This window comes from Luteimonas yindakuii (assembly GCF_004803715.2).
Lineage (GTDB): Bacteria > Pseudomonadota > Gammaproteobacteria > Xanthomonadales > Xanthomonadaceae > Luteimonas > Luteimonas yindakuii.
In genome coordinates this window covers 748,491-766,954 of sequence record NZ_CP039383.2, presented here as the reverse complement: position 1 = coordinate 766,954, position 18,464 = coordinate 748,491, and the positions used below count along the sequence as shown (strand labels likewise).

Annotated in this window: 15 protein-coding genes, 2 tRNA genes, 3 rRNA genes and 1 other RNA gene; 13 read left to right on the top strand and 8 right to left on the bottom strand. The window is 65.2% G+C overall.

Going from position 1 to position 18,464, the window contains the following annotated elements:
* Positions 1–3 precede the first annotated feature (3 nt).
* The gene (locus E5843_RS03485; RefSeq protein ID WP_134672703.1) at positions 4–543 is read right to left on the bottom strand and encodes a UPF0149 family protein; all 540 of its coding nucleotides are present in this window, start codon (positions 541–543) and stop codon (positions 4–6) included.
* A gap of 150 nt (positions 544–693) precedes the next feature.
* Here E5843_RS03485 and E5843_RS03480 point away from each other — a divergent pair, with 150 nt between their 5' ends.
* The 8 genes from E5843_RS03480 to E5843_RS03445 all read left to right on the top strand — a co-directional run bounded on the left by E5843_RS03480 (position 694) and on the right by E5843_RS03445 (position 6,277).
* On the top strand, positions 694–2,907 hold the full coding sequence (locus tag E5843_RS03480; RefSeq protein WP_244240826.1) for a putative bifunctional diguanylate cyclase/phosphodiesterase: 2,214 nt from the start codon (positions 694–696) through the stop codon (positions 2,905–2,907).
* 14 nt (positions 2,908–2,921) lie between these two features.
* Positions 2,922–3,158: a TIGR02449 family protein gene (locus E5843_RS03475; RefSeq protein ID WP_166816046.1), complete on the top strand. Its 237-nt coding sequence runs from the start codon at positions 2,922–2,924 to the stop codon at positions 3,156–3,158.
* Positions 3,155–3,442 (top strand): cell division protein ZapA, encoded by a 288-nt coding sequence (locus E5843_RS03470; RefSeq protein ID WP_134672700.1) that lies wholly within the window; start codon positions 3,155–3,157, stop codon positions 3,440–3,442. The genes E5843_RS03475 and E5843_RS03470 overlap by 4 nt, the downstream gene beginning before the upstream one ends.
* 99 nt (positions 3,443–3,541) lie before the next feature.
* Positions 3,542–3,723, top strand: a non-coding RNA gene (ssrS, locus tag E5843_RS03465) — 6S RNA.
* Positions 3,724–3,863: 140 nt separating this feature from the next.
* Positions 3,864–4,448, top strand: a complete 585-nt coding sequence (locus E5843_RS03460; protein WP_141065676.1) for a 5-formyltetrahydrofolate cyclo-ligase — start codon at positions 3,864–3,866, stop codon at positions 4,446–4,448.
* The gene (locus E5843_RS03455; RefSeq protein ID WP_136411839.1) at positions 4,445–4,921 is read left to right on the top strand and encodes an EVE domain-containing protein; all 477 of its coding nucleotides are present in this window, start codon (positions 4,445–4,447) and stop codon (positions 4,919–4,921) included. Before E5843_RS03460 ends, E5843_RS03455 begins: the two co-directional genes overlap by 4 nt.
* Positions 4,922–4,924: 3 nt before the next feature.
* Positions 4,925–5,572 (top strand): ribose-5-phosphate isomerase RpiA, encoded by a 648-nt coding sequence (gene rpiA, locus E5843_RS03450; protein ID WP_134672697.1) that lies wholly within the window; start codon positions 4,925–4,927, stop codon positions 5,570–5,572.
* 453 nt (positions 5,573–6,025) lie between these two features.
* Positions 6,026–6,277, top strand: coding sequence for a hypothetical protein (locus E5843_RS03445; RefSeq protein WP_136411838.1), 252 nt, complete (start codon positions 6,026–6,028; stop codon positions 6,275–6,277).
* A 306-nt stretch (positions 6,278–6,583) separates the two neighbouring features.
* Here E5843_RS03445 and rrf read toward each other — a convergent pair.
* The 5 genes from rrf to E5843_RS03420 form a co-directional block, all read right to left on the bottom strand.
* Positions 6,584–6,697: ribosomal RNA gene (gene rrf, locus E5843_RS03440) — 5S ribosomal RNA — on the bottom strand.
* A 159-nt stretch (positions 6,698–6,856) separates the two neighbouring features.
* Positions 6,857–9,736: ribosomal RNA gene (locus tag E5843_RS03435) — 23S ribosomal RNA — on the bottom strand.
* A 230-nt stretch (positions 9,737–9,966) separates the two neighbouring features.
* Positions 9,967–10,043 (bottom strand) — tRNA-Ile (locus E5843_RS03430).
* A gap of 20 nt (positions 10,044–10,063) precedes the next feature.
* A tRNA-Ala gene (locus E5843_RS03425) sits at positions 10,064–10,139 on the bottom strand.
* Positions 10,140–10,228: 89 nt separating this feature from the next.
* A 16S ribosomal RNA gene (locus E5843_RS03420) occupies positions 10,229–11,775 on the bottom strand.
* Together the 16S, 23S and 5S rRNA genes with 2 tRNA genes alongside form the textbook arrangement of a ribosomal RNA operon.
* Positions 11,776–12,300: 525 nt before the next feature.
* On the opposite strand from E5843_RS03420, the gene E5843_RS03415 reads away from it, so the two are divergent.
* Positions 12,301–12,759, top strand: a complete 459-nt coding sequence (locus E5843_RS03415) for a DUF192 domain-containing protein (RefSeq protein ID WP_136411837.1) — start codon at positions 12,301–12,303, stop codon at positions 12,757–12,759.
* Between the two features lie 54 nt (positions 12,760–12,813).
* Positions 12,814–13,659, top strand: coding sequence for a SirB1 family protein (locus tag E5843_RS03410; RefSeq protein WP_141065675.1), 846 nt, complete (start codon positions 12,814–12,816; stop codon positions 13,657–13,659).
* A gap of 31 nt (positions 13,660–13,690) precedes the next feature.
* Here the strand turns inward: E5843_RS03410 and E5843_RS03405 are convergent, their stop codons facing one another.
* Positions 13,691–13,882, bottom strand: coding sequence for a rubredoxin (locus E5843_RS03405; protein WP_136411835.1), 192 nt, complete (start codon positions 13,880–13,882; stop codon positions 13,691–13,693).
* A 57-nt stretch (positions 13,883–13,939) separates the two neighbouring features.
* Between E5843_RS03405 and thiE the strand changes: the two genes are divergently transcribed.
* Positions 13,940–14,584 carry a thiamine phosphate synthase gene (thiE, locus tag E5843_RS03400; protein ID WP_244240825.1) on the top strand — a complete coding sequence of 215 codons (645 nt, stop codon included), beginning with the start codon at positions 13,940–13,942 and terminating at the stop codon, positions 14,582–14,584.
* A 42-nt stretch (positions 14,585–14,626) separates the two neighbouring features.
* Positions 14,627–15,922 carry a glutamate-1-semialdehyde 2,1-aminomutase gene (gene hemL, locus E5843_RS03395; protein WP_136411833.1) on the top strand — a complete coding sequence of 432 codons (1,296 nt, stop codon included), beginning with the start codon at positions 14,627–14,629 and terminating at the stop codon, positions 15,920–15,922.
* A gap of 50 nt (positions 15,923–15,972) precedes the next feature.
* On the opposite strand, the gene E5843_RS03390 is transcribed toward hemL, so the two are convergent.
* The gene (locus tag E5843_RS03390; RefSeq protein WP_136411832.1) at positions 15,973–17,226 is read right to left on the bottom strand and encodes an acetylornithine transaminase; all 1,254 of its coding nucleotides are present in this window, start codon (positions 17,224–17,226) and stop codon (positions 15,973–15,975) included.
* A 71-nt stretch (positions 17,227–17,297) separates the two neighbouring features.
* Between E5843_RS03390 and E5843_RS03385 the strand changes: the two genes are divergently transcribed.
* Complete coding sequence (locus E5843_RS03385; RefSeq protein WP_141065674.1) at positions 17,298–18,443, top strand: trans-sulfuration enzyme family protein; 1,146 nt, start codon at positions 17,298–17,300, stop codon at positions 18,441–18,443.
* The last annotated feature ends 21 nt before the right edge of the window (positions 18,444–18,464 follow it).

The following is an 18,464-nucleotide window of genomic DNA, read 5'->3' as shown; positions in this document are numbered from 1 at the left end:
CGCTCAGTTCAGCCGCTGCCGATGGCGCGGCCCCAGCGCACAGTCGCCGTGCAGCAGCAGGACCGCCACGCGCACGAACTCCTCGATCTCGGCCAGCGCGCTTTCCTCTTCGTCGTCGCCCGACTCCTGCGGTGCCGCCGCCGCCAGTCGCGCCAGGTCCACCAGCGCCTCGCGACCCTCGGTGGACAAGGCACTGGCCTCGCCCGCGGCGAGCCCGAACGCACCGAGAAAGCCGCGGCACCACTCGAACAGCGCGCCGCTGCGGTCGTACAGCGAAGCCGACGGCGCGGGCAGCAGCAGCTCGAAGCCGAAATCGCGGTCTTCCAGCTGTGCCGACGTTGCCGCGCGCAGGCCGTCGAGCGACTCGTCGTCAGCGATCTCCGGATCGGCCAGCGCACGCGCCAGCCAGCCGGCGCTCGCGTCGCCGCCACCGGCGAGCCATCCGGCGACGATGCCATGCAGCTCGGAAACGCTGGCGGTCAGGCCCAGCCGGCGGATCGAGCGTTCGATCTCGTCGGCGGCGGGAAGTTCGTGCTCGGACACGGCTGCGGTCCTTACGGAGGGCGCACCAGTCTAGAGCCTGCCCGCGCAACCGGCACGCCTCCGGCGGTGCGGTGCCCGCGCAACTTGCTGCCCGCCCGCGGCAGTGCCTACACTCGTTTGCCGCCGCCCGCGGCATGGAGTTGCCCGCACGTGGCCGATCCACTCGATCCGCACCTCCTCGTCGCCATCGCACTTGCCTGTGTCGCGCTTGCACTGATCGCGGGGATCGCCGCATGGCGCCAGCGCGTCCGTCACCGGCGCGAGATCGAGGTGCTGCGGCGGCGCAAGGAACGCCTGAAACAGGCGCTGTGGGCCACCGGCGAGCGCTACTGGGACTACGCGCTGGACAGCCAGCGGGTGACCCTGCTGGAAACCGAACGGGGCAACGGCACGCTGCGGCTGCACGAGCGCGACATCGACCTCGAACAGGTGCTGCTGCCCGGCTACCTCGACACCGCCCGCGAGCGGATGGCCGCGTATCTGTCCGGCCAGGCCCGCAGCTTCGAATACGACATGCGCGTGCACGCCCAGGACGGCCGGCTGCGCTGGGTCCGCGTGCGCGGGCGCACTGTCGAATTCGATGCTGCACAGCGGCCGCGGCGCGTCGCCGGCACCCTGGTGGACATCACCCGCGCGCGCGGCGAGGAACGCGATCGCCGCATCGCCACCGAGGTGCTGCGCAGCATGAGCGAGGCGGTATCGGTGGTCGATGCCGACTTCAACTTCGTCACCGTCAATCCGGCGTTCGCGCGGATGACGGGATACACGGCCGAAGAGGTGATCGGCCGCAACGCCCGCGTGCTGGACAGCCACCAGCACGAGGCCGCGTTCTACGAGCACATCCGCAAGCGGCTGGTGCGCTCGGGCCGCTGGAGCGGCGAGATGTGGCAGCGCCGCTCGGACGGCGAGGAATTCCTCTGCGCGATCGAGGCCAGTGCCGTGGTCTCCGACGATAGCGAGGATTCGACGCTCTACGTCACCGTGCTCAACGACATCACCCAGCAGAAGCGCACCGAGCAGGAGCTGCGCTACCTCGCCAACTTCGACACCCTCACCAACCTGCCCAACCGCTCGCTGCTGTCGGAACGGCTGTCGCGCGCCATCGTCCGCGCGCGCCGCGAGGGTACCCGCATCGCGGTGCTGTTCCTCGACCTCGACCGTTTCAAGGACATCAACGATTCGCTCGGCCATGCCGCCGGCGACCGCATCCTGCGCGCCGCCGCCAGCCGCCTGCAGCAGACCGTGGGCGAGCAGCACACGGTCGCGCGGCTGTCGGGTGACGAGTTCACCGTCATCCTCGAGGGGATCGACGGCCCGCAGGACGCCGAGCGCACCGCGCGCGAGATCATCATGGCGTTCGAGGCGCCGCTGCTGCTCGACGGCCGCCAGGAGATCGCGATCTCGCCGTCGATCGGCATCAGCATCTATCCCGACCACGGGCAGGTGCCGACCGAACTGCTCAAGCGTGCCGACACCGCGATGTACCAGGCCAAGAGCGCCGGCCGTCGCACCTTCATGCGCTACGACGACGCGATGGATGCCAGCACGCGCCAGCGGGCCCGGTTGTCGGCCGGACTGCGCAAGGTGCTCGATCGGGGGGAGCTGCGGCTGGTGTTCCAGCCGCGGCTGAGCCTCGCCCGCTCGCGCATCAGCGGCGTCGAGGCGTTGCTGCGCTGGTACAGCGACGAACACGGCGAAGTGGCGCCGGATGACTTCATCCCGCTGGCCGAGGAGAGCGGGCTGATCCTGGAGATCGGTGAGTGGGTGCTGCGCGAGGCCTGCCTGACGTTGCGGCGCTGGCAGCAGCACGGCGCCGGCGACCTCACCCTGTCGGTGAACGTGTCGATGCTGCAGCTTCTGCGCGGCAACTTCCCCGAGGTGGTGCGGCGCGTGCTCGAGGACACCGGCCTGCAGCCGTCGGTGCTGGAGCTGGAACTCACCGAGAGCGTGCTGATGGCCAATGCGGCGCAGAGCGCGACCACGCTGCAGGCCTTCCGCACCCTCGGCGTGTCGTTGGCGATCGACGACTTCGGCACCGGCTATTCGTCGCTCGCGTACCTGAAACGACTGCCGATCAACACCATCAAGATCGACAAGGCGTTCATCGATGGCCTGCCGGGTGATCCCGAGGATGTGGCCATCACCAGCACGGTGATCTCCATGGGCCATTCACTCGGCCTGCGGGTGGTCGCCGAAGGCGTGGAAACCGAGGCCCAGCTCGGGTTCCTGGCCCAGCAGCGCTGCGACGAGGTGCAGGGCTTCTGGCTCTCCCCACCGCTGGACGCACACAGCGCGCTCGGCTTCATCCGCAACTGGGACGGCGCACGCCAGGCTCCGCGGGCGCACGCCAGCAGCCTGCCTTGACCGGCCCCCGGCCGCTGCCTATCGTGCCGCCATGGACCACCCCCGATGTCGCCGCCCAGCTTCGCGCCGTTGCCAGCCGCATCGATGGCCTGGTCGACCGCGTGCAGCGGTTGACCGAGGAGAACCGCAGCCTGCGCCAGCAGGAACAGCTCGCCGGCGAACGCTCGCAGCTGTTGACGCGCAACGAACAGGCACGCACCCGGGTCGAGGCGATGATCGCCCGGCTGAAGTCGCTCGAGCAGCACACGTGAGCAGCGGCGAGCCGGTCAATGTGCGCGTGCTCGATCGCGAGTACACGGTGGGCGTGGCTCCGGGCGAGCGCGAGGCGCTGGTTGCGGCCGCGCGCCTGCTCGATACCCGCATGCGCGAGCTGCGCGGCAGCAACCGCATGGCGGCGATCGACAGGATCGCCGTGCTCGCCGCGTTGAACCTCGCCGCCGAACTCCAGCTCCTGCGTAGCGAACACGACGCACGCGACCGCGAACTGCGCCAGGCGATGGCAGTCATCGAGCGCAGGCTCGACGCGGTCGACTGATCACTGCGCCGCTCACCGTGCGCAGACACAACTGAATCCCTGCCGGCCGCACCGACTGCCGGGCATGCGCTTCGTGCGCAGGGCGCTATACTCCGTCTGCGTCCTCTGCTGTGTCGACAGCCTGCAAAACATTCGCCTTGTCCCTTAATACGACCTCGGGGATGTGACGGATCCGGGTGTGCAAGTCCGCCCCGTGCGGAAAGCCCGATGGATCCCCAGCATTCCCACTTGAACCCCGGGTTCAAGGTCGTTTCGCAGGCATCTTCATTGGCGGAGGACGTATTGAATTCTGCCGCGGGCGCGGTGGTAGTCCGGGTGTCGAACCCTGGCTTCCACCGCGCCCGCTGCGTTCCAGGCCGGGCATGACGAAGCGTCGCCACTCGGCGACAATGACGTCGATGCACACCTTGCCTCCCATCCTGTGATCGTGGATCGCGACGCGCTACGACGTGAACTCCGTCAGCGCCGCCGCGCAGTGCCGCCGGCGCAACGGCTGCAGGCCGCGGAAGCGGTCGCCGAGCGGCTGCAGGCGTTGCCTTTCATGCCGACGCAGGGCTACGTGGCCGGCTACTGGGCGATGGATGGCGAACTTGCCCTGCACGTCTGGCAACTGCGACTTCCCCCCGGACTGGTCTATTGCCTCCCGGTCCTGCACGACGACGGCCGCCTCCGCTTCGCACCGTGGCGTGCCGGCGATCCACTGGTGACGAACCGCTACGGCATCCCCGAGCCGGACCTTGGCCCGGAGGCCTGCCTGGAGGCTGGCGCCATCGCACTGGCCGTACTGCCGCTGGTCGCGTTCGACCGCAGCGGGCAGCGGCTGGGCATGGGAGCCGGCTGGTACGATCGCACCTTCGCGCAACGCCGCGACAGCGCGGGTCCGCCGTGGCTTGCGGGCGTGGCCTACTCCTTCCAGGAAGCCGAGCGGCTCGACGCCCGATCGTGGGATGTGCCGCTCGACGCCGTCTGCACCGAAACCGAGACCCTGATTCCGGTGACCGCATGAGCCCACCCAAACGCTATTGGCTGATGAAATCCGAACCGTCGGATTTCTCCATCGACGATCTGCAACGCGTCGGAACCGAACCATGGACCGGCGTGCGCAACTTCCAGGCGCGCAACTTCATGCGCCAGATGCAGGTTGGCGACGGGGTCCTGTTCTACCACTCGAGTACGCAGGTGCCCGGCATCTACGGGCTCGCGGAAGTGGCCTGCGCGAGCTACCCGGACCCGACCCAGTTCGATCGGAAGTCCAAGTACTTCGACGAGAAGTCGACCCGCGAGGAGCCGCGCTGGTCCCTCGTCGACGTGCGCTACGTGCGCCACCTGGCCAAGCCGGTACCGCTTGACCTGATCCGCACGCAGGTCGACTCGCTGGGCGAGGAATTCGCACTGATCCGTAGAGGCAGCCGGCTGTCCGTGCTGCCTGTCACCGCCGCGCAGTGGAAGATCCTGCTCGGCCTCGAACACAAGGCCTGACCGATGTCCGATTCAAAGCGCCTCGCCGGCGAGAAAGCCATCGAATTCGTCGAGGACGGCAGCATCGTCGGCGTCGGCACCGGCTCCACCGTCGCCTATTTCATCGATGCGCTGGCGCGGATCCGCGGCCGCATCGAAGGCGCAGTGTCGAGCTCGGAGCAGAGCACCGCGCGCCTCAAGCAGCACGGCATTCCGGTGATCGACCTCAATGCCGCCGGGCCGTTGCCGCTCTACGTCGATGGCGCCGACGAATGCGATCCGCACAAGCACCTGATCAAGGGCGGCGGCGCCGCGTTGACGCGCGAGAAGATCATCGCGCAGGCGAGCCAGCGCTTCGTCTGCATCATCGATCCCGCCAAGCGCGTGCCGGTACTCGGGCGCTTCCCGTTGCCGGTGGAGGTGATCCCGATGGCGCGCAGCATGGTGGCGCGGGAGATCGTCGAACTCACCGCGGGCCAGCCGGTCTGGCGCGAGAACGTCGTCACCGACAACGGCAACTGGGTGCTCGACGTCCATGGCCTGGAGATCACCGATCCCGTCGCGCTGGAACAGCGTCTCAACCAGATCCCCGGCATCGTCAGTGTCGGCCTGTTCGCACGCCGGCCGGCCGACGTGGTGATCGTCGGCGGCGAGCCGCCGCTGGTGCTCTAGCCGCCGCCGGAGCCCCACGTCATCCACTGAACGCAGCTCCGGGCAAACGTCTCCTGCCTTGAGCGCGACGGCGCACGATCCAGCCTGGGGCCCACGCCAGCCGCGGGGCACACCTGCGGTGTGTAGGCCGGATCCACGCTAACGTCCGGTGACGTTTGCCGGGCCCAACGAAGATCGCGGACCTGAGCAAAACCCTCGTGACACAGGTTGGGATGCCCGAGTGGCATGCCCACGCACGCCCGAGCCTCGGCCCCCGCGGCCTTCGCCGGAATCGGGCGTGCGGGGAAGCCGGCCAGTGGCGGATTGCCATGCTGTTGGATTGAAGCGGCTGCTGCGTCGGTCTGGCAGCGTGGTCGCCGGGCGGGTGACCAACGGTCGGTCCATCCTGCGTGCGAAAATCCCTGCCGTACACGGGGCACGCTCGCTACACCCCGGCTGGGCCACGCTCGACGGATGGACCTGCCGCCATTCAAGACCTATTCGGACCGCTCCGGCCAATCGGGCGTGCGTGCCTATGCGCTGGTCCCCGGAGCAATCCTGCTGCGCTTCGCTGATGACCGGGCGATCTATCTCTACGACGACGTCGAACCCGGCGCCCAGCATGTAACGGCCATGCGTCGACACGCCGAGGCCGGTTCCGGCCTGGCCACCTATATCAACCAGCATGTGCGCGACCGTTACCGCGCGAAACTCGGCGGCGATTGAGGGCGAGGGTGATGCCCAGGTGCGTCAACAACGTCTACGAAGCCCTTCGACTAGCCCCTTCTTGCGAATCACGTCTGCGTTAGTTGCCGAGCTCCTCTGTGCCCGGATACCACAGCCACTGGCCGGCGCAAGAGCGCTTCCAGGCTAGAGCAGAAGCATCGCCCAGCCAACTGTCGCTCCCACATTAGCCGGGCGAGGCGCAACTCGCTCCGCACTACAGACACGATACCCGGCGCCCTAGCGCGGACTTTCCCGCACGCAAAGAGAAACCCCCGCCGGGATCCGGCGGGGGTTTTGGGTAAAAAACCCTGGCGATGACCTACTCTCGCATGCTGAATGCACACTACCATCGGCGCATATGCGTTTCACTTCCGAGTTCGGAATGGGATCGGGTGGTTCCACACAGCTATTGTCACCAGGGAGAGGGTGGAGGGTCGCCGGACGCACCGCGGCTGCGGTACGACAGCGCTCACGCTCTCGAGGGGTGGGATTGTAGCGAGCATTTTGAAATCGTGTCGTCGACGTGTTGTCGAGGCCTCGGTCTTCGCGGTGTAATCCGGCGAAGCCACTTGAGGTTATATGGTCAAGCCACACGGATCATTAGTACTGGTTAGCTCAACACATTGCTGTGCTTACACACCCAGCCTATCAACCACCTGGTCTTGATGGTTCCTTCAGGGGAGTCAAGCTCCCGGGAGATCTCATCTTGAGGCACGCTTCCCGCTTAGATGCTTTCAGCGGTTATCGTTTCCGAACGTAGCTACCCGGCAGTGCCACTGGCGTGACAACCGGAACACCAGAGGTTCGTCCACTCCGGTCCTCTCGTACTAGGAGCAGCCCCTCTCAAATCTCCAACGCCCATGGCAGATAGGGACCGAACTGTCTCACGACGTTCTGAACCCAGCTCGCGTACCACTTTAAATGGCGAACAGCCATACCCTTGGGACCGACTACAGCCCCAGGATGTGATGAGCCGACATCGAGGTGCCAAACACCGCCGTCGATATGAACTCTTGGGCGGTATCAGCCTGTTATCCCCGGAGTACCTTTTATCCGTTGAGCGATGGCCCTTCCATACAGAACCACCGGATCACTAAGTCCTAGTTTCCTACCTGCTTGATCCGTCGATCTTGCAGTCAAGCACGCTTATGCCTTTGCACACAGTGCGCGATGTCCGACCGCGCTGAGCGTACCTTCGAGCTCCTCCGTTACTCTTTGGGAGGAGACCGCCCCAGTCAAACTACCCACCATACACGGTCCCCGACCCGGATTACGGGCCCAGGTTAGAACGTCAAGCACGACAGGGTGGTATTTCAAGGATGGCTCCACCACAGCTAGCGCCATGGTTTCACAGCCTCCCACCTATCCTACACAGACGAACTCAACGTTCAGTGTAAAGCTATAGTAAAGGTTCACGGGGTCTTTCCGTCTTGCCACGGGAACGCTGCATCTTCACAGCGATTTCAATTTCACTGAGTCTCGGGTGGAGACAGCGCCGCCATCGTTACGCCATTCGTGCAGGTCGGAACTTACCCGACAAGGAATTTCGCTACCTTAGGACCGTTATAGTTACGGCCGCCGTTTACCGGGGCTTCGATCAAGAGCTTCGCCTTGCGGCTGACCCCATCAATTAACCTTCCGGCACCGGGCAGGCGTCAGACCCTATACGTCCACTTTCGTGTTTGCAGAGTCCTGTGTTTTTGATAAACAGTCGCAGCGGCCTGGTCACTGCGGCCCCCGATCGCTATAGCCCGCATGGGCCACGACCAAGGGCGCACCTTCTCCCGAAGTTACGGTGCTATGTTGCCTAGTTCCTTCACCCGAGTTCTCTCAAGCGCCTTAGAATTCTCATCCTGCCCACCTGTGTCGGTTTACGGTACGGTCTGCGTGAGCTGAAGCTTAGGGGCTTTTCCTGGAAGCGTGGGATCAGTGACTTCAGTCTAATGACCTGGTCTCGGTGCTCGGTCTTGAAGGGGCCCGGATTTGCCTAAGCCCCAAACCTACCGCCTTTCCCCGGGACAACCAACGCCCGGTACACCTACCCTTCTCCGTCCCCCCATCGCACTCACGCGAGGTGCTGGAATATTAACCAGCTTCCCATCGACTACGCATTTCTGCCTCGCCTTAGGGGCCGACTCACCCTGCGCCGATTAACGTTGCGCAAGGAAACCTTAGGCTTTCGGCGTGCGGGCTTTTCACCCGCATTATCGTTACTCATGTCAGCATTCGCACTTCCGATACCTCCAGCGGACTTCTCAATCCACCTTCGCAGGCGTACGGAACGCTCCTCTACCGCGCATATTGCTATGCACCCCAAGCTTCGGTTCAGTGCTTTAGCCCCGTTAAATCTTCCGCGCAGACCGACTCGACCAGTGAGCTATTACGCTTTCTTTAAAGGATGGCTGCTTCTAAGCCAACCTCCTGGCTGTCTGTGCCTTTCCACATCGTTTCCCACTTAGCACTGAATTGGGGACCTTAGCTGTGGGTCTGGGTTGTTTCCCTTTTCACGACGGACGTTAGCACCCGCCGTGTGTCTCCCATGCAGTCCGTCTCGGTATTCGGAGTTTGCCATGGTTTGGTAAGTCGCGATGACCCCCTAGCCATAACAGTGCTCTACCCCCGAGAGGATTCACATGAGGCGCTACCTAAATAGCTTTCGAGGAGAACCAGCTATCTCCGGGTTCGATTAGCTTTTCACTCCTAATCACACCTCATCCCCTACCTTTGCAACGGGAGTGGGTTCGGGCCTCCAGTACCTGTTACGGTACCTTCACCCTGGGCATGACTAGATCACCCGGTTTCGGGTCTATTGCCCGCGACTATGCGCCCTTATCAGACTCGGTTTCCCTTCGCCTCCCCTATACGGTTAAGCTTGCCACGAACAATAAGTCGCTGACCCATTATACAAAAGGTACGCCGTCACTCCTTGCGGAGCTCCGACTGCTTGTACGCACACGGTTTCAGGGTCTATTTCACTCCCCTCACCGGGGTTCTTTTCGCCTTTCCCTCACGGTACTGGTTCACTATCGGTCGGTCAGGAGTATTTAGCCTTGGAGGATGGTCCCCCCATGTTCAGACAGGGTTTCACGTGCCCCGCCCTACTCAATTTCATCGACATGGCCCTTTCACGTACAGGGCTGTCACCGTCTATGGCCAGTCTTTCCAGACTGTTCCGCTAGAACCACATCGACTTTTGGGCTGTTCCCCGTTCGCTCGTCACTACTCAGGGAATCTCGGTTGATTTCTTTTCCTGCGGTTACTTAGATATTTCAGTTCACCGCGTTCGCCTTGCATGGCTATGTATTCACCATGCAATACCTCTTGCGAGGTGGGTTTCCCCATTCGGACATTGCCGGATCAAAGCTTGTTGCCAGCTCCCCGACACTTTTCGCAGGCTGCCACGTCCTTCATCGCCTCTGACCGCCAAGGCATCCACCGTGTGCGCTTATTCGCTTGACCATATAACCCCAAGTCGCCTCGGGATTGAATGTGTCCGCGGGTACAAACCGCAGACGCGAATTTCAACGACATCAAGTTTTCAGGGGATTTGCTCCCCCGCCTTAGCCTCTACGACACGTCTGGACATTTCGTTCCAAAACGCTCGCTACATCCCAATTTTCAAAGATCATGGCTCCGCCTCAACGCGGAACCCATCTAATTCTTTCGTGTACGCCGTCATCCAGAAAGACTGGTGGGTCTGGGAGGACTCGAACCACCGACCTCACCCTTATCAGGGGTGCGCTCTAACCACCTGAGCTACAGACCCAAATCGCTTGGGCTCAACCCTGGTGGAGCCAGTCGGGATCGAACCGACGACCCCCTGCTTGCAAAGCAGGTGCTCTCCCAGCTGAGCTATGGCCCCATGTAAGGGACTGTTCCGGCCGTTGCCGGAACTTTCTGGATGCAGGTGACTTGTGCGGACGCCTGGACGGTGGAAGCCGTCCGGTCTCTAAAGGAGGTGATCCAGCCGCACCTTCCGATACGGCTACCTTGTTACGACTTCACCCCAGTCATCTGCCACACCGTGGCAAGCGCCCTCCCGAAGGTTAGGCTACCTGCTTCTGGTGCAACAAACTCCCATGGTGTGACGGGCGGTGTGTACAAGGCCCGGGAACGTATTCACCGCAGCAATGCTGATCTGCGATTACTAGCGATTCCGACTTCACGGAGTCGAGTTGCAGACTCCGATCCGGACTGAGAGAAGGTTTCTGGGATTGGCTTGCCCTCGCGGGTTTGCAGCCCTCTGTCCTTCCCATTGTAGTACGTGTGTAGCCCTGGCCGTAAGGGCCATGATGACTTGACGTCATCCCCACCTTCCTCCGGTTTGTCACCGGCGGTCTCCTTAGAGTTCCCACCATTACGTGCTGGCAACTAAGGACAAGGGTTGCGCTCGTTGCGGGACTTAACCCAACATCTCACGACACGAGCTGACGACAGCCATGCAGCACCTGTGTTCCGGTTCCCGAAGGCACCCCCCGATCTCTCAGGGGTTCCGGACATGTCAAGGCCAGGTAAGGTTCTTCGCGTTGCATCGAATTAAACCACATACTCCACCGCTTGTGCGGGCCCCCGTCAATTCCTTTGAGTTTCAGTCTTGCGACCGTACTCCCCAGGCGGCGAACTTAACGCGTTAGCTTCGATACTGAGTGCCAAATTGCACCCAACATCCAGTTCGCATCGTTTAGGGCGTGGACTACCAGGGTATCTAATCCTGTTTGCTCCCCACGCTTTCGTGCCTCAGTGTCAGTGCTGGTCCAGATGGCCGCCTTCGCCACGGATGTTCCTCCTGATCTCTACGCATTTCACTGCTACACCAGGAATTCCGCCATCCTCTACCGCACTCTAGCCTGCCAGTATCCAATGCAATTCCCAGGTTGAGCCCAGGGCTTTCACATCAGACTTAACAAACCACCTACGCACGCTTTACGCCCAGTAATTCCGAGTAACGCTTGCACCCTTCGTATTACCGCGGCTGCTGGCACGAAGTTAGCCGGTGCTTATTCTTTGGGTACCGTCAGAACACCCGGGTATTGGCCGGATGCTTTTCTTTCCCAACAAAAGGGCTTTACAACCCGAAGGCCTTCTTCACCCACGCGGCATGGCTGGATCAGGCTTGCGCCCATTGTCCAATATTCCCCACTGCTGCCTCCCGTAGGAGTCTGGACCGTGTCTCAGTTCCAGTGTGGCTGATCATCCTCTCAGACCAGCTACGGATCGTCGCCTTGGTGGGCCTTTACCCCGCCAACTAGCTAATCCGACATCGGCTCATCTATCTGCGCAAGGCCCGAAGGTCCCCTGCTTTCACCCGGAGGTCGTATGCGGTATTAGTCCCGGTTTCCCGAGGTTATCCCCCACAAATAGGCAGATTCCGATGTATTCCTCACCCGTCCGCCACTCGCCACCCGTAAGAGCAAGCTCTTACTGTGCTGCCGTTCGACTTGCATGTGTTAGGCCTGCCGCCAGCGTTCACTCTGAGCCAGGATCAAACTCTTCACTTAAGTCTTGCACGGGACCGAAGCCCCATTTAATGCTTGAGTGCAGATGCTGTCCGGAGCTCGAATTCAATCACTCGCATTTGCATGCTTGGAATCGACTCTGTGCTCTTTCGAACGTCTGCGTTGTGGATGGTCATCCAGCCGCCAGACGTCCGCACAAGTCTCCTGCGTACACTGTCAAAGAACTCCGGGAACCGGCCTCAGCGCCGCGAACCCCTTCTTGCCGTACCCCGTCGTTTCCGTCGAGGTGAGCCGCCCATCTTAGCGCGGATTCTGTTGCTGTCAACACCTTGTGAAACTTTTCTTTCGTTCCGACCGGGCGTTTGGCTCGAATCGGGCCGCGTATTCTAGCGCGATCAGCTGCTGCGTCAACCCTCATGACGACCTGGTTGAACACTGCGGCGATGGCTGCCGGAGCGGGCGCGCATTGTGCCTACCCAGCGCGCGAAGTGGAAGCCCCGTGATGCTTGACGGCCTGTGTGCGGTCGTCGATGTTCAGGTCCCGCCGCCAGCCAGGTCCGCATTGCCATGAGTCTTCGCACCCTGCTCCGCATCGCCGCCTCCTGCCTCGTACTGATGGCAACGGCCTGCGCAAGCGCCGGCGGCCGCTGGGTGGAACTGGCGGGCGAGCGTTACGCCGTGGAGATCGCGGCCGACGATGCCAGCCGCGCGCGCGGCCTGATGTTCCGTGATTCGATGCCACGCGACCACGGCATGCTGTTCATCCATGACGAGGAGGCGCCGCAGGCGTACTGGATGAAGAACACCCACATCCCGCTGGACATCCTCTACTTCGACAGCCGGCTGCGACTGGTGTCCCAGCAGCGCGACGTGCCGCCCTGTTCCGCGGGCAACCGCTGTCCTCCCTATCCGAGCGGAGCACCGGCGCGCTTCGTGCTCGAACTCAATGCGGGCGAGGCGGCCCGACTGCGGTTGCAGGATGGCACCGCGCTGGAAATCGGCCCCGGCATCGACATTCCGCGCTGAATGCCGGGTCGATGGCGCCTTGCATCACTCCACGACGGAGCGCAGGCTCCCTGCATGCATGAGCGGACTTCGCTGCCGAGCTGGAGTGGCCTCGCGACGCTGGATGACGACGCGATCCCGCTGTTTTCCAGCGCGCTGCTGATCGCCCGGGACGAGTACCCGCGGCTCGACCATGCGGTCTACGAACAGCTGATCGAGGCGCACACGAGGGCACTGCGTCCGCGCGTGGACTCCGCCGCGCACTGGCCACTGAAGATGATGGCGATCAACCGGTACCTGTTCGACGAACAGGGCTACGCCGGCAACCACGAGGCCTACCACGACCCCCGCAACAGCTATCTCAACGAGGTGTGCGAGCGACGCCTCGGCATCCCGTTGTCATTGGGCCTGCTGCAGATGGAGGTCGCGCGCCGACTGGGCCTGGGCCTGGACGGGGTGTCGTTCCCCGGCCATTTCCTGGTGCGGCTGCCGGTGGATGGCGGCGTGCTGGTGATGGATCCATTCAACCGCGGCCGCCCGCTGGATGTCGACGAACTGCGTGAACGTGCGCTCGCGCACCTGGATGGCCGGGACCTGGACGACCAGGTGCTGCATCAGATCCTGCACCCGGCGTCGAACCGCGCCATCCTCGTGCGGATGCTGCGCAACCTGTACGCGGTGTACGTCCAGCGTGCGGACTGGGACCGGGCGCTGCGCTGCGTCGACCGCGTGCTGTGCCTGCTGCCCGACGATGCCGATGCCCTGCGCGACCGCGGGCTGTGCTACTTCCGCCTGCGCCACCTGCGCGGCGCCCGTGACGATCTCGCGCGTTATCTGCAGGCGCGGCCGGGTGCAGGCGATGCGGAGCGCGTGCGCGAACTGCTGATCGTCGCCAGCGGCGAACGCTCACGGCTGCACTGACCGGCTTCCGCGCGCGCCCTGCGAGGCGCGTTCAGAGCGGCATCATCTCGAAGTCGTCCTTGGTCACGCCGCAGTCCGGGCAGGTCCAGTCCTCGGCGACATCCTCCCAGCGCGTGCCGGGGGCGATCCCCTCCTCGGGCAGGCCGAGCGCCTCGTCGTAGATGAATCCGCAGACCACGCACATCCAGGTGCGATAGGTGGAAGCGGGTGTGCTCTCGGTCATCGGATAATGGTCGCGTCGGGCCTCCCGGCATTCTCCCACAGCGCCCGAGCGAGTTCCGTGCCCGCAACCGTCCCACCGCGTCCGCGCGGCCTGTACCTGATCACCCCTGACGATACCGATACGACGCGGTTGCTTGCCCGCGTGGAGGCGGTGCTTCCGCATGCCTGTTGGCTGCAGTACCGCAACAAGCGGGCCGACACCGCGCTGCGCGAAGCGCAGGCCATCGCGCTGCTGGCGCTGGCACGCGCGCACCACGTGCCGCTGCTGATCAACGACGACGCGGCACTGGCGGCGCGCATTGGGGCCGACGGCGTGCACCTCGGCGAGGACGATGGCGATCTGGCGCAGGCGCGCGCATCGCTCGGCCCGGCGGCGCTGGTCGGCGCGTCCTGCTACGACGACATCGCGCGTGCCCGACGCGCGGTGGAAGCCGGCGCCGACCACGTGGCATTCGGTGCCTTCCACCCCAGCACGACGAAGCCCGGCGCGCGTCGCGCCGATCCCGAGCTGCTTGCGCAGGCCGCCGCCCTGGGCGTGCCGCGGGTGGCGATCGGCGGCATCACCCCGGACAATGCGCGTGCGCTCCTCGATGCAGGGGCGGATCTCATCGCGGTGGTCGGCGGGGTCTTCGATGCGCCGGACCCGGTCGCCGCGGCCCGCGCCTATCGCGCTGCGTTCGAGCGCGCGCACCCCTCGTCCTGATCGACATCCAGCGTCACGTGACGCCTTACCGGAGTTTTTCCAATGCAGCACGCCCGTTCCCAGGAGTTGTTCCAACGCGCCCGCCAGTTGTTGCCGGGCGGGGTGAACTCGCCGGTGCGCGCGTTCGGCTCGGTCGGTGGCGAACCGTTCTTCGTCGAGCGCGCCGACGGTGCCTTCCTGTACGACGTGGACGGCAACCGCTACATCGATTACGTGGGTTCGTGGGGGCCGATGATCGCCGGCCACAACCATCCCGCGGTGCGCCAGGCGGTGAAGCAGGCGCTGGGCAACGGGCTGTCGTTCGGTGCGCCGTGCGCAGCGGAAGTGACGATGGCGGAGACCCTCACCCGGCTGGTGCCGTCGTGCGAGATGGTGCGCATGGTCAACTCCGGCACCGAGGCCACGCTGTCGGCGATCCGGCTGGCACGCGGTGCCACCGGCCGCAGCCGCATCGTCAAGTTCGAGGGCAACTACCACGGCCATGGCGACTCGTTCCTGGTCAAGGCCGGCAGCGGCGCGCTAACCTTCGGGGTGCCGAATTCCCCGGGCGTGCCCAAGGCGCTGGCCGACCTGACGCTCACCCTACCCTACAACGATTTCGACGCGGCCACGGCCCTGTTCGACGAAGCCGGTGATGACATCGCCGCCCTGATCATCGAGCCGGTGGCCGGCAACGCCAATTGCCTGCTGCCGCGCGACGGCTTCCTGCAGCACCTGCGCGAGCTGTGCACGCGCCACGGCACCGTGCTGATCTTCGACGAGGTGATGACCGGCTTCCGCGTGGCACTGGGCGGTGCGCAGGCGCGCTATGGGGTAACGCCGGACCTCACCACCTTCGGCAAGATCATCGGTGCCGGCATGCCGGTCGGCGCCTATGGCGGCCGACGCGACCTGATGTCGCAGATCTCACCGGCCGGGCCGGTCTACCAGGCGGGCACGCTGTCGGGCAATCCGGTGGCGATGGCGGCCGGGCTGGCGCTGCTCGACGTGATCCAGGAACCGGGCTTCCACGACCGGCTCGAGGCCCATGGCAACGCGCTGTGCGACGGGCTGGAAGCCGCCGCGCGTGATGCCGGCGTGCCGTTCACGACCAGCCGGGTGGGCGCGATGTTCGGGCTGTTCTTCACCGATGCGCCGAAGGTCGACACCTATGCGCAGGCGGTGGCCTGCGACACCGTGGCGTTCGCGCGCTTCTTCCACGCGATGCTCGATCGCGGCGTGTTCCTCGCTCCGTCGGCCTTCGAGGCCGGGTTCGTGTCGGCCGCGCATGACCAGCAGACGCTCGAGGCCACGCTCGCCGCCGCGCGCGAGGCGTTCGCGCTGGTGCGCGCTGGCTGACTGGCGACGCCCCCCACACCGGTCATGCGGTGTGGGGTTGATCGCCCCCCTCAGCGGTTGGGGGAAGCGGCGGCGGTGAAGGTGCGCAGCGCGCGCGCCAGGCGCGCCAGCCCTTCGGCCACGTCGGCGTCGGTGATGGTCAGCGCCGGCACGAAGCGCAGCACGTCCGGCCCCGCCTGCAACGCCATCAGGCCTTCGCGTGCGCAGGCGTCGAGGATCTCGCCGGCACGGCCGGCGTACTGATCGCGCAGCTGCGCGCCCAGCATCAGGCCACGGCCACGGATGTCGGAAAACACCTGGAGCTCGGCGTCGATTGCCTTCAGGCCTTCGCGCAACGCGCGCGACTGGCGGGTGACGTTGGCTGCCACTTCCGGCGACGACAGCTTGCGCAGGGCCACCCGCGCCACCGCGCTGGCCAGCGGATTGCCGCCGAAGGTGCTGCCGTGGGCGCCGAACTGCATGACGTCGGCCACCTTCGGCCCGGCCAGCATCGCGCCGACCGGGAACCCGCCGCCCAGCGCCTTGGCGAGGGTGACGATGTCCGGCACCACGTCGTCCTGCCAGTGCGCGAACAACGTGCCGGTGCGGCCCATGCCGCACTGGATTTCGTCGAGCACCAGCAGCGCGCCGTGGCGGTCGCACAACTCGCGCACCGCGCGCAGGTAACCCGGCGCCACCGGGGTCACGCCGCCCTCGCCCTGCACCGGCTCCAGCAGGACGGCGGCGACGTCGCCTGCAGCCATCGCCACTTCCAGGCCGGTGAGGTCGTTGAAGTCGACGTAGCGGAAGCCCTGCGGCAGCGGCTCGTAGCCTGCCTGGTACTTCGGTTGCGCGGTGGCGGTCACCGCCGCCAGGGTGCGGCCGTGGAAGCTGCCGCGGCAGCTCACGATCACCCGCTGCTGGGGGTTGCGCCCTTCGCTCGCCGCCCACTTGCGCACCAGCTTGATCGCCGCCTCGTTGGCCTCGGCGCCGGAATTGCACAGGAACACGCGGCGCGCGAAACGCGAAGCGGTCACCAGTTCCTCGGCCAGCCGCAGCGGGGGCTCGCTGTAGAACGCGTTGCTGGTGTGCCACAGGCGGCCAGCCTGCTCCACCAGCGCGGCGGTCAGGTCGGGATCGCAATGGCCAAGACTGCATACCGCGATGCCGGCGGCGAGGTCGACATAGTCGCGACCCTCGCTGTCCCACAGGCGCGAGCCCTCGCCGCGTTCGAGCACAAGGTCGCGCGGCCGATAGACGGGCAGCCAGTAGCGGCCAGCCAGCGCGGTGAGTTCGGAGGCCGCGGGAGCAGCGGTTTCGTTCATGGCAGAGTGTCTTCCCGGCACGGCCCGTCGTTCGGGCCGCCGTCATTATCCGCCCTCGAAGCCGACATCGCATGTCCAGCCCCGACCAGACGACGCCGCACTCCGACACCATCGCTGCCCACGCCGGCGTTGCGCCCGACCCGGCGAATGGCGCGATGACCGCCGCACTGCAACTGTCGACCACCTTCGAACACACCGCGGATGCGCAGACGCCGCTGGGTTTCCTCTACCAGCGCCAGGACAACCCCAACCAGCAGCAACTGGAAAGCGTGCTGGCGCGGCTGGATGGCGGCGCGCGCACGCTGTTCTTCGCAACCGGCATGGCCGCCGGCGCGGCGGTGCTGCAGGCGCTGCCACCGGGCAGCCATCTGGTTATCGCCGACGACACCTATTTCGGCTACCGGGCACTGATCACGCGCTTCCTGGCACCGCACGGGCTGCGCCACACCGTCGTCGATGCCACCAACCTGGATGCGGTACGCGCTGCGCTGGCAACGACGACCGCCCTGCTGTGGGTGGAAACGCCCTCCAATCCGCGGCTGAAGGTCTGCGACCTCGCCGCACTGGCGACGCTCGCACGCGGGGCAGGCGCGCGCCTGCTCGTGGACGGCACCTTCGCGCCGCCGCCACTGCAGCGTCCGCTCGCGCTCGGTGCCGACATCGTGCTGCACTCGACCACCAAGTACCTCAACGGCCACGGTGATGCGATGGGTGGCGCGCTCACCTTCGCCAGTGATGATGACCTGGCCACTGCGTGTTACGACGTGCGCCGCATGTTCGGCAGCAGCGCATCGCCGTTCGCGGCATGGATGACGCTGCGCGGCCTGCGCACGCTGCCGGTGCGGCTGGAACGGCATGGCGCGAATGCGGCGGCAGTGGCGGCCTTCCTTGCCGCACATCCGCGGGTGATGGCGGTGCACTATCCCGGGCTCGAGAGCCATCCGGGCCACGCGGTGGCCGCGCGGCAGATGCGCGGATACGGCGGCATGCTGTCGTTCGAAGTCCATGGCGGGCGCGACGCCGCGCTGGCCACCGCGCAGCGGATGCGGCTGTTCACCAATGCGACGTCGCTGGGCTCGACCGAATCACTGGTCGAGCATCGGGCCTCGATCGAGGGCGCGGACAGCGTGAGCCCCGCCGGCCTGCTGCGGCTGTCGGTCGGACTGGAGCATGTGCAGGACCTGATCGACGACCTGGCACAGGCACTGGATCAGTAGCGCTCCGTCATTCGCAGACCG

Excerpts from the sequence above, each read along its gene's own strand:
- rpiA (WP_134672697.1), top strand. The coding sequence starts at position 4,925 with ATGTCCGATTCAAAGCGCCTCGCCGGCGAGAAAGCCATCGAATTCGTC.
- E5843_RS03385 (WP_141065674.1), top strand. The coding sequence starts at position 17,298 with ATGTCCAGCCCCGACCAGACGACGCCGCACTCCGACACCATCGCTGCC.
- E5843_RS03455 (WP_136411839.1), top strand. The coding sequence starts at position 4,445 with ATGAGCCCACCCAAACGCTATTGGCTGATGAAATCCGAACCGTCGGAT.
- hemL (WP_136411833.1), top strand. The coding sequence starts at position 14,627 with ATGCAGCACGCCCGTTCCCAGGAGTTGTTCCAACGCGCCCGCCAGTTG.
- E5843_RS03415 (WP_136411837.1), top strand. The coding sequence starts at position 12,301 with ATGAGTCTTCGCACCCTGCTCCGCATCGCCGCCTCCTGCCTCGTACTG.
- E5843_RS03390 (WP_136411832.1), bottom strand. The coding sequence starts at position 17,226 with ATGAACGAAACCGCTGCTCCCGCGGCCTCCGAACTCACCGCGCTGGCT.
- E5843_RS03405 (WP_136411835.1), bottom strand. The coding sequence starts at position 13,882 with ATGACCGAGAGCACACCCGCTTCCACCTATCGCACCTGGATGTGCGTG.
- E5843_RS03410 (WP_141065675.1), top strand. The coding sequence starts at position 12,814 with ATGCATGAGCGGACTTCGCTGCCGAGCTGGAGTGGCCTCGCGACGCTG.
- E5843_RS03445 (WP_136411838.1), top strand. The coding sequence starts at position 6,026 with ATGGACCTGCCGCCATTCAAGACCTATTCGGACCGCTCCGGCCAATCG.